The sequence below is a fragment of the Candidatus Neomarinimicrobiota bacterium genome (genome assembly GCA_017656425.1).
Lineage (GTDB): Bacteria > Fidelibacterota > UBA2242 > UBA2242 > B5-G15 > JACDNV01.
The window spans coordinates 145,560-156,862 of record JACDNV010000002.1; the positions used below are offsets into that span (position 1 = coordinate 145,560).

The 11,303-nt window shown below is 33.5% G+C and carries 7 protein-coding genes; 1 reads left to right on the forward strand and 6 read right to left on the reverse strand.

The window, feature by feature from the left end; all coding sequences use genetic code 11:
* Positions 1-15: 15 nt before the first annotated feature.
* The 5 genes from H0Z29_01920 to H0Z29_01940 are packed head-to-tail and all read right to left on the reverse strand — an operon-like array spanning position 16 to position 5,685.
* The gene (locus H0Z29_01920; protein MBO8130257.1) at positions 16-783 is read right to left on the reverse strand and encodes a hypothetical protein; all 768 of its coding nucleotides are present in this window, start codon (positions 781-783) and stop codon (positions 16-18) included.
* Positions 776-1,336 (reverse strand): LPP20 family lipoprotein, encoded by a 561-nt coding sequence (locus H0Z29_01925; protein ID MBO8130258.1) that lies wholly within the window; start codon positions 1,334-1,336, stop codon positions 776-778. Before H0Z29_01925 ends, H0Z29_01920 begins: the two co-directional genes overlap by 8 nt.
* 17 nt (positions 1,337-1,353) lie before the next feature.
* Entirely contained in the window at positions 1,354-2,688 is a 1,335-nt protein-coding gene (locus H0Z29_01930; GenBank protein ID MBO8130259.1) for an LPP20 family lipoprotein, read from the reverse strand.
* Positions 2,689-2,696: 8 nt separating this feature from the next.
* Positions 2,697-3,968 carry a hypothetical protein gene (locus tag H0Z29_01935; protein MBO8130260.1) on the reverse strand — a complete coding sequence of 424 codons (1,272 nt, stop codon included), beginning with the start codon at positions 3,966-3,968 and terminating at the stop codon, positions 2,697-2,699.
* A 10-nt stretch (positions 3,969-3,978) separates the two neighbouring features.
* A complete protein-coding gene (locus tag H0Z29_01940) occupies positions 3,979-5,685 on the reverse strand; it encodes a hypothetical protein (protein MBO8130261.1) in 1,707 nt (568 codons plus the stop codon).
* Between the two features lie 115 nt (positions 5,686-5,800).
* Here H0Z29_01940 and H0Z29_01945 point away from each other — a divergent pair, with 115 nt between their 5' ends.
* Positions 5,801-9,970, forward strand: a complete 4,170-nt coding sequence (locus H0Z29_01945) for a lamin tail domain-containing protein (GenBank protein ID MBO8130262.1) — start codon at positions 5,801-5,803, stop codon at positions 9,968-9,970.
* A gap of 57 nt (positions 9,971-10,027) precedes the next feature.
* On the opposite strand, the gene H0Z29_01950 is transcribed toward H0Z29_01945, so the two are convergent.
* Positions 10,028-11,296, reverse strand: coding sequence for a radical SAM protein (locus tag H0Z29_01950; protein MBO8130263.1), 1,269 nt, complete (start codon positions 11,294-11,296; stop codon positions 10,028-10,030).
* Positions 11,297-11,303: the final 7 nt, after the last annotated feature.

Here is an 11,303-nt window from a genome sequence, read left to right on the forward strand (position 1 = left end):
TAATATGTGGGATTTTTAGTACTCTACACAGAGGGAATAGTAAATGTCATTAGTTTTATCATACCATCTCTCGATAACAACGCAGTTTCTAAGAATAGTATCAAAATCCTGTTTTATTATTTTTGATTCAATTAAAAATCCAAAAAATCTTTTTGTATGAATTGAATTTGCATTGAGTTCTTTTGCCTTTGCCAGATCAAAGTATGAAAAATCATCAGCATCCTGCCAGGCTCTTACCCAGGAGATGTAATTTGATACGATACCTATACCAATATTTTTATCTTTTTCTGTTTTTAGCTTTACCCAATCGGGTTTCTCTTCCCAATCATTTAGAATTCGCTTTGCAACATTCACATTGATATCAGATGGGCTTATTATTAAAACGAAATAACTTTTATCGGTGTATAGAGAATCAACGATTTTATAGTCTACATTCCAATTTAATTTGCTACTATCATATATAATAATAAATGATGGATGCGTTATGCGCATGCGACCATCACTTATCTCTTCCAATCTAAATTTTAACCGTATTGAATCTTGCTTATAAAGGTTTTTTAATGCATTTTCGAGAGCAGCAAGTTTACCAAGGTCTTTGTTGATGTATTTGCCTGCATATCCAACGGAGAACCTGTATCCAGAAGGTGGGGTTGGTAATTTTTTAAACCAAGATGGAAATACTTCCTGAGATAAAAGATACTTTGTGGTTAATAGAATAGAAAATATAATCAGGATAAAAAAGAGCCTGCTCAACCTGAGAGCAGGCTCTGCGTTTTTATTCATTCCCGATTTTTTCAAGCTTCTGGATTTCCTTTTCCAGTTCCTCAAAGCTCATGCGAGCTTTTGCTTCATTATATAAGGCTTTGTTTCGTCTTGCCTGCTCTAGAGTTTCCTGTACTAGCGAACTGAGATTATATTCCGCTAATGAATAAATATGATATAGATTACCTTCGGTAACTACATTTCTCTTCACAATCTTACATCCGTTAAGAACAACATTAGCTACCTGCTTGCTCACACTCTCTGTAAATTCTAGTGCCTCGGCATCATTTGCAAGTCCACTTTCTTGCATGAAATTTTTTAACATATTGGAGACTTTTACCTCTATTGTTCTTGCTATAGCATCTCTTGCCCTGGCATCCGCTGCTTCTTTTGCAAGAGCAAGGCTCTGTTTTACAGCATCTCCGGCTCCGTATATTGCATCTTCCGCCTGAGGTGGATTTATATACCACTCAGGTATTTTTTCAACATCGGCAACCGGTCTTCCTCCTCCACAGTTAAGGATAAATGCACAGGCAGCTAAAGTAATTGTTAACATAATGATTTTTTCACGCATATTTTCTCCTCCTCATTTTAAAAAACACTACTGATGAATTTTAGAAATTCTTTTGAGTTTATATTAACACTATTAATTGCATTAGTAATAGCCTGTATATGTGTCTTATCAACCCCGCTGGATTTTATAGTTAATGCTGAAATTTTGTTACCATTATTATCCAGCAGTTTCAAAATGATATTTATTTCTGTATAATAAAGTTTATTTATTGGAGATGATATTTCTTTATCCTGAACCATATTCACTTCTCCCCTTATTTCATAAGTTGATGATTGAGAAATTTTAAGATTGTATTTTGATAACTCCCTTGCTATTAATGTTTCAATCAGTTTCGATGAACCTGATATTGTATCTATTATTTTAATCCTAAAGTTGATATCTGGTATCTTTATTTTATAGGTAAAATCTGTCTGCACATTCTCTAAATATTCCATTGCAAAATCCGGTAATTTATCAACATCGATTAAGATTAGTATTTTCCCCGTAAGGTTGTCTTTATCTGTTGGAAATGGGGTAAAAATTGTTTTACCTATTCCATTATCGTTAGTTTTAATCCTGTCTATTATTTCACCTGTTGAATATTTCACAACAATTGGTATCCCTTTCAATCCTATCGAAGAGTTTTTAGCTTGATATTCCAGTTTGAATATTATCGGGTTTTCGACTGGTTTGCCAGGTACGTACTCACGATTTAAGTTAGAGATAAGTTTTATTTTTATGTTTGAAATAGAGTTTTTAATATCTGTGTCGATTTTTTCCAAAAAGTATTCATTAATCTGAGCTAAATTTGAGCCTGTCAGTGCTGAGTAAATTTCGTTTTTTGATAATAATTCGGGTATTAAGTCTGTTATTTTGTTGAATTCCTCAAAATAGACAAGCAGATTCCCTCTATTCAAGTTATTGTTGGCACTTGCTTTTAAATTTTCTATGTTCATGATGATATCTTTTATCTGGATTTTAAGAGTGGATAAATATTTTTCCCTGTTCAGGACAGCTAAGGCATAGTAATTCTTTTTAACTCTTTTAATTTCAGCAATTTTTACGTTAGGCATAGTCTGCTCTGCTTCGGTTTTTACATAGTTTAATATCTCAGATCTAGAAATAATTGTTTTATCCTGTTGAATTTCTTCTTCGGTGGATTCTGTAACTGATTTTATTTTCACTATTATTTGTTTTACCAGATCAGCTCTGGCATTTTCTATGGCCTCTTCTTGAGTCTTACCAATACCGACACCAATTACATAGCTTGAGGAGGGATATTTTTTTGATTGATGTGTTTTTGCCCACTCCGGAATCCCGCTGAACAAAAGTGTGTATATTAAAATAGTTGTTAAGATAATTTTACTTTTCACTATTTGCCTCATTGCTTTTTAGACATTTTTAAATATATAAATTTCCTGTTAAGTATAATTTTCTTGAGTTCAAATTTATTATGGAATTTTTCCCTCAGGTATTGATAAATACTGAATGAATCATTAAATAATTCTGGCAATATCCATAGTGTAGTATCAAACATTTTATCTGATAAAATATTGACTTTTAATTTACCTTTTTCTTCTATCGCATTTTTTACATCAAAAAAGTACTGTTCAATCTCATTATCTAAAAAGCCAGTGTCTGCTGTTATAATGAGTTTATAGGGTATTCCAGAGGAGATATCTTTTTTCCAGTAGTTTACAATTCTATCAAGAACCTTTCCTATGGAGTTATTCATTGCTTCCTCAATCAGCGCCTCGTCGCTTGCTGGTCTTTCCTTACTGTAGCCTATCTCTGTACCAAGTAATCTTGCGGTTGTTGTTTCATAAGCACGACATCCAACTGTGTATTTTTTTACAGTGGTAGAGCCTATTTTTCTTACGGACTTATTGATGTTATAGGTGATATATATGTCGCTACCTATTGATAGTGCGAAAAGGTAGTTTACGTCAATTATACCTGATGCTGATAATCCGCTTATTAACTTGTCGTTAAGTTCCGAAACCTGTTCGGGAACTATCACCTCAAATCCTCTAGCAGTTAGGAATTGCTCTATTGCTTCTGCTCCCTTTTTTATAAGGGGGTCTTTTTTTAGTAACTCAACTGCAGGTATGGAATCAGGTGATTCTGGAATTACCATAATCTGTGGTAATCCGACTTTCTCCACAATTTCCCTTTCCGATTGAATTATGTCTTTTTTCGTAAGGTAGTCTTTAAGAAGTCTTATATTGACTTTAAAAGTCTTTGTTATTTTTAGTCGTTTGCCATTATCTATTTTTATTCTTTGCTCGTAATTACTTGATTCCCAGACGATAAATTGGTCAATATTATCACTTCTGAAAAATTCCTCATGAATAGCTTCAAATTTCTTCCTTGATTCTTCAGTGTTAAGTATTGGATCACTTCCAGAATAAAGCAGGTACCAGATTGCAGCCCTTCTTGCATCAATATTTGCATTTTTATCGATATCTTTGGCTCTTGGTTTCCTGTGTTTATAGTCTATACCAATGCCTGTTGCTTTTATTATAACCTCAGTTGGTGAAGTGTATTCTATAATTGAAGCATCATTGGATACAGGAAGATTGCTAACTCTTTTACTCGCAATTATCATAATTGGAATAGATAGGATAAAAAATGCGAGGATTTTTTCTTTCATGGCTTTTCCTTTAATATTTAGTATTTAAAATTGATTGGATTATAGCAAATGGGTTAAAAATTAACTGCGGTACTGAAAAATGATAGTATATTCCGCATGATATACCTGCCGTGTATATTTTTGGGTAATCATACGTAAAGAAGTTCTCTACATCTTGTTCTTTCCCCTTGTACTTTACCGACCACCAGTTAAGAGGTGGGAAGAGGTCTATTCCCAAAAAGAATCCTATATTGGAATTGATATTCATTGCATATTCGATAGCGGAATTGAGTCGAAATCCAATACTGTTGTTGTATATATATACATCATCTCCTTTGTAACTGTTGGTTATGTATACTCTCTGAAAAGAGGATAAAACTTCGAAATGTACAGCTAGAGAACCAATATAATATCTTTTGAGGTATCCAGTATGTATTTCGACAAGTCCGGCTGTTATTTTTTGCTCGGGCCAGTTCAGTATGACGGAATGTATATCATCATAAAGTAGAGTTTTTACCGGAATCAAACCACCGCTGACTCCAGCTACTAAAAAACTTTGAAAAGAGTGAATATACGAGCTGATACTTAAGTTAAAGCTTATATCTGCTGCCATATATAAACCTTTGTAATCTCCAAAAATTAAAAGGAAGTCTTCAGTTAATACAGCTCCATGATTTATATTAATTGGCGTTAGTCTTGGTTTGACAGCTATATCAATCCCTATGTATGGGTACTCAACTGCAAGCATTCCCTTTGCCCAATCACCCTTTTTTATAGCAAGCGCTTTTGAAGGGATACTGCTATTTGGAGAGGTTTTCATTATTCTAATAAAACCGGAATAACGAATATCAGTATTTCCTGCTTCGTCCTCAATCCATTCCCCGACAAGAAACGGATAATCTTCCTTTAGCCCGTCTCTTTTTGATAGAGGCAGGTAGACAAATCTTTTTTCAATCTCTGCTATAGGAATATTTAATTTGAAGCATTCCATATTTTTTGTTATTGATTGCAGATTTAGTGCGAAGCTGCTAACAGCTGTATTTAAAGCAAATTCATATGGAGAGTATTTTTTACCGAAAATATAGTATGTTTTATCAAGGTTAGATATTCCAACTCCTTCTGAGCTAATCTTTTTTAGATACTTGATACTTGTATCGGGATAATATGAAATCTGGAACCAGTAAATGCCGCCTGAGATTTTAACCTTGACTTTGTTTTCTTCTGAATTTTTTACTACAGTAAATCTCCTGATATAGGGCAATGCAATATATGAAAGATTGTAGACTTTGATAATCTCATCAGCTGATATTCCGATCTCTTTTGCCTTCAACACAATAAATGAATGTTTTTCTGTTTCGGATTCAAATTCTCTTGCTCTTATCTCCTTTTCGGCATCCAGAATTTTAAAAATTTCTGGGACTAAATAGGTTTTTATATGGCTTTTAATAACTTCAATACTCGGGTTATTAATAGCACTGAGTTTCTCTGAAAATACTGAGAAAATCTTGTCGGGCAATTTGTTTACAAAAAATCTTTTCATTTCAAGGGCATTTTTAACCTCCGTTATAATTAAGCTTTTTTCTTTTTCTTTGATTTTTATTCTTTTTCCCTCAATCAGGATGTATGGAATTACTGTAATACCCTTCTTATCATAAACTGACCCGAGTAAATTCTGCGATATAACTATTAAGATGATTACCTTTATTAAGCATATTTTTATATAATTTATCTCAATCATGACCATACATCAATCTTATTTGATCAATTTTATTAATTAATGTTGTCATTAACAATCATATATTTGACAAAATATATCTAAATTTGTAAGATTCTTATGAGCCCGGAATGTTAGAATGGCGAAAAGAATAAAACTCATAGTACTTTTTTTCATATTATCTTTATCCAACCTAGGGAGCTATAGCCAAAATATTACTTTAAATGAAATAATGTTTGATCCGCCAAGTTTAGATTATTACGATGAGTATATTGAAGTTTTCAATTATGGAAGTGATACTGTTTCTCTGAAAGGATTTAAGTTATCAGTAAATGGCTATATAGACAGTTTGATTTCACCAGGAGAGTTCTATTTACTTTATCCATATCATTATTGTCTTATTTTGGATAAGGGGTACGTAATAGATAGCCTTTCTAATAGATATAAAGATATTATACCTGATACTGCTCTAATTTTAACTATTAATGATAATGCTTTTGGTAAAAATGGATTAAAGAATTCTGAAGGAAATCATATTTGTCTTATGGATAATCAAGGCGATACCGTATCATATATGGTCACAAGCCCGGATCAGGAATCTGGCTACTCTGACGAGAAGATAAATCCTGCTAGTGATAATAGGCCAGAAAATTGGGGTAATTCTATTGTATTTAATGGCACTCCTGGTTTTCAAAATTCAATAGTGATAAAGCATCGTGATTTGAGACTTGATTCTTTGATAGTAGCCTCGGGTAAGTTTCTGAAAAAGGGCGATTCGGTATATGTTCAATATAAAATAGTAAATGCGGGAATAGATACAATTTATGAATATTATGTTAATATTGTCGTTAAAGATGCCTTATTTCATAATGAAATATATCGGCAGCAAAAATTTTACTATCAAAAATTAGTTTGTGGTGAAAGCTTAATTGGCAGAGCAGCTTTTAAGGTTACTGAGAGTGGCAAGCTATTGGTAGAAGCGGTTTTAGTATGTCAGAACGATGAGAGTGAAGAAAATAATTTCTCATCTACAAATATATTTGTTAGTTATCCCCCCAAATGTCTAGTAATCAATGAGGTAATGTATTGTTCAGGAGAAGATATACAGGAATGGATAGAGATTTTCAACCGCTCTATATATTGTGTAAATCTTGAAAATTTTGGTATAAAAGATGCCTCAGGCGACTTTTGTCCTATCTCAGATTCTACATTGGTGGTAAATCCAGGGGATTATATTGTATTAACAAGTGATAGGGGAAAAATAATTCAGAGTTATGGAAAAGATGCGGGAAAAGTTTGGGAGATGGAGAGTTTCCCGATTCTCAATAATACTGGAGATTCTATCGTGATAATTGATTGTTCTGGTTTTATAATTGATTCACTTTATTATACAAAGGACTTTGGTTACGAATCTGGAGTATCAATTGAAAGGAGGAATCCATATGGTTTTACAAATGATATGTCAAACTGGGGATTATCGATTAGTCCAGCGGGGGCAACTCCTGGCATGCGTAATTCAATAATGAGAAAAGAGATAGACCTGGGGATTGATAGCCTGTACGTGTTGAACTCTGATGGTGCAATAGACGTTGGTGATTCATTTAAAATATGTCTGAAAGTAAAAAACTATGGGTTAAAAGAAGTTAATGAATTTGAAATATCAATTGATATGTACAGTTTGATATTTGGAAAATATTTCGACCAGGTAAAAACATATTCTGGAATAATCAAACCTGATAGTTCTATTTGTATAGATTTTATTGGTGGTTTGATACTCAGTGGAATAAATAGAGTGGCAGCGGAGTTATCGGTTAATGGAGATGAGAATGAGGGAAATAATTCAAGTGAAATTTTTGTATATCCACGGTATCTGAGACAATCTATAGTAATCAATGAGATTATGTACGATCCCAATGAAGATGAACCAGAATGGATAGAAATTTATAACCGTTCTCAGGAGATAATTGACATTGCAAAATGGAGGATTAGAGATGGTGGTGGTAATTGGAGGGTCATTACAGATACAACTTTTATATTGAAACCCAATGAGTATATGATTTTAGCAGGAGAAGGAAATTTTATTGGAAATTATCCGAATTTTTCAGGTAAAATTATATGTGTTAAGGATTTTCCGATTCTGAATAATACTTCGGATTCAGTATTTATTTGTGATGGTACGGGTAATGTTATAGATGGAGTTTATTATAAAAATCAATATGGTGGTGGGTATGGGATATCACTTGAAAGAAGGGACCCTAATGCAGATGGTCAGGTAGGTGAAAACTGGGGATCATGCCTGGATTTAAATGGTGCCACACCCGGTAGAGCGAATTCGATATTGAAATTTGAATATGATATCTCTATAAGCGATGCCCATTTTATCGATACTATTGCATCTTTTGGGGAGGAAGTTAATTTTGTTGTTAAACTGAAAAATGTAGGCAGGAAGGAAACTGGATTTTCAAATATAGAAATAAGATATGATAGTAATTTTAATGGAAGTTTTTATGATGATGATATTGTGTGGCAACTAAAAAATATTCCTGGATTGCAACCAGATTCTTCTATAGAATTATCGGGAAAAGTCTTTATCACGGGAAAGGGGTATTGTCACTTTCAGGTAATTGTTAGTATGGTTAATGATAAAAATTTGGAAGATAATTACGCGTATATGAACGTTTATTCAAAGGTAAATAGTAGAGAGATTGTAATTAATGAATTTTTCCCATATCCTGAGGAGGATCAGTGCGAATATATTGAACTATACAATTTATCGGATTTCCCAATTAATCTTAATAAGATGGTTTTGTCAAGCAAGCTAAGGAGATCCGTTATTGAAAATCATTATAAATTGAATCCCGGTGAATGTATTGTTCTTTCTCAGGATAGCTCTATATTTGATGCATTTATTCCTGAGGAAGGCAGGATTATTATCCCGTCGTCATGGATTATCCTGAATAATTATGCGGGTGATATTAAAATATCAGGTATGGATGGTGAGGTCATCGATTATCTGTCTTATAATAAAAATTGGGGAATTTTACCTGGTAAATCCATTGAGAAAAAGTTTCCCGCCTTACCTTCACAGGATAGAGATTCCTGGAGTGTATGTACTGACCCGACCGGAGGTACTCCTGGATATCAGAATAGTATTACACCATACCAGTTTGATGTTTGTATTGATTCACTGAAGATTTTAGCAAACAACAGTAACGGTCACGCTTTCTACTCTGTTAATTTGTGGATTAGAAACATCGGTCTTGAGACATGTAAGGGTATTGTTGCTTCTATTTTTAAAACTGGTATGAATGATTTTTTGCTTATAGAAGAAAAAAGCATAGAAAGTTTAAAGAATGAAGATACCTGTAGAGTTGAATTTTTAATCGATGAGTTAGAATCCGGGATAAATCGATTCATTGCCTCTGTTAGTTGTAGCGAAGATTTAAATGGTCGAAATGATACGATGTCATTTGTAATTAATGTTCCTTATGATAGAAATAGTGTAATACTAACAGAGTTTTTGATAAAAAATGATGATTTAAGTTCTTTTTTTAATCCAGAATTTATTGAAATACACAACATGACAGAAAATGTAATTAATATTAATGGGTGGTCGATATCAGATGAGAATAAGGGGAAAAGATTCTTTATATATGAAGATAAATTTATTTATCCTGACAGCTTTTTTGTAATTTCGTTTGACTCAACAATATTTAACTTTGAATGGTTTAATTCCTCTCAAGTGTTAGTAATGAATGATTATCCAATCTATAATCGTGATGAAGATGAGATAATACTCTACGATCCAGTTGGGAATGTAATAGATTCTTTGAGATATGATAAAAATTGGAATATGATTCCTGGTAAATCTCTGGAGAGGATTTCATTTAATAATGCCAACACCCATTATAACTGGAAACCATCAAAAAGTGAATATGGATGCACGCCTGGGTTAAAGAATAGTATTTCGATGACTGTAAAGATGAAAGAGTTTGGGATTAAAATTTACCCCAATCCCATTACTCCGGATGGCGATGGTACGAATGATGAGGCAGGGATTTATTATAATATACCTTTTGAATCTGCTATTGCCGACGTATATATTTACGATCTGTTCGGTAGGATGATTTCGAATGTTGCAAAGAATCAACTTGTGGAATCGACAGGAGTAATATTCTGGGACGGCTCTTCAATGTACAGCAAAAAGGTAAGGGTTGGAATATATGTTGTTAGATTTAACGCTAAGGATGTGAAAACAGGCCGAAAGGTGGGGTATATTTCCACTGTAGTTGTAGCAGGGAAATTGTAAAATTCATCATTTGCTACCATTTTAAATATTATTTTAAAAAGGTTGATCCTAAAAAGATTATCCTAAGTATGGATTAAAGTAACCATATTTTATTGAAGGAATTTTCTTTTTTATTTCTGCCATTGCTCTTCTTATACCGATTCCTTCAATGTTGTCTATTTTAAGTTTATCAAAGTAATAATCCGGATCTATATTAAGGTTTCTCCACTGAATCATGTCGATTTTAAATTCTTTGATAAGCCTTATTGCTTCATCTACTTCATCCGGCTGGTCGGTAAAACCGGCAATAGTAAAGTAGTTGATAGAGACAAAACCTCCAAGCCTTTTCATTACCTCTATAGATTTTAAAATATCCTCAAAATTATAATCGATTGGTTTAAAATATTTCATATAGTACTTTTCTCTTACAGAATTTAAGGATACACGCATACTATCAAGACCACTTTTTCTTAATTCCTTAACTGTCTCAGGTTTACTTGCATTTGTGTTAAGGTTTATAGTTCCCTTTTTTGTTTTTGCTCTAATTTTTTTGATTGATTCTGCTAATAGGTCTCCATTAAGAAGAGGTTCCCCCTCGCAACCTTGTCCAAAGCTTACGATTGGCAGGGGAGCTGTCTCGATATGGGGGACGACGATTTCCACTATCTCGTCGACAGTAGGTGTGAAGTTCATCCTATTTTGTGTGCATGGAATACAGCTATCTGGTTGGAAGGAGATACATCCAATACATCTTGCGTTGCATTTACGTGATGTTGGAACAGGCATTTCCCATCTATTAAGTAAATAGTTTTGTGCTGCAGGACAGTGATAGGTGAGTGCACAATTTTCAATAAGATGTCTTGCAAGTCGGTTATTTTTATATTCTTTCAAGAATTTTTTGGCATTCTTTTTTATCCAGCGGAGATTGAATTGGGATGGGTCCTGCCTTATATCATTATCGATTCTAATTGCAGGGATAAAGAATCTCCCTTCATACCACCCAATAGCGGAATATGCGAAAAGTGGAAGAACAGGAGCATTTTCAATATTTTCATAACAGGCTAAGTAGGTTATCGTATATGCTGGAGCAGGAAATGCAGCTACTGCCATTATATTTTCACCCTTTTCACTTTCGAGAATTACAACATCACCTGTCCTTTTATTGATTCCTATAGGTAGTCTACCTGGGAGTTCAAATATTTTACTACCATCGGGCAAAGGAATCCATTCATCTTCTGGTATATGTTTTATAAACCTTCCGGAGCTACCAGCAGGGTAAAATTCATTTATATCAATAACATTTCCATTACCATCCGAAACGACTAGTGATGGTAAGACCTTTTCCATAGTTGCA

What these genes read in the sequence shown, in the direction of transcription:
- H0Z29_01920 (MBO8130257.1), bottom strand. Translation starts at nt 783, where the DNA reads ATGAATAAAAACGCAGAGCCTGCTCTCAGGTTGAGCAGGCTCTTTTTT.
- H0Z29_01925 (MBO8130258.1), bottom strand. Translation starts at nt 1,336, where the DNA reads ATGCGTGAAAAAATCATTATGTTAACAATTACTTTAGCTGCCTGTGCA.
- H0Z29_01935 (MBO8130260.1), bottom strand. Translation starts at nt 3,968, where the DNA reads ATGAAAGAAAAAATCCTCGCATTTTTTATCCTATCTATTCCAATTATG.
- H0Z29_01940 (MBO8130261.1), bottom strand. Translation starts at nt 5,685, where the DNA reads ATGATTGAGATAAATTATATAAAAATATGCTTAATAAAGGTAATCATC.
- H0Z29_01945 (MBO8130262.1), top strand. Translation starts at nt 5,801, where the DNA reads ATGGCGAAAAGAATAAAACTCATAGTACTTTTTTTCATATTATCTTTA.
- H0Z29_01950 (MBO8130263.1), bottom strand. Translation starts at nt 11,296, where the DNA reads ATGGAAAAGGTCTTACCATCACTAGTCGTTTCGGATGGTAATGGAAAT.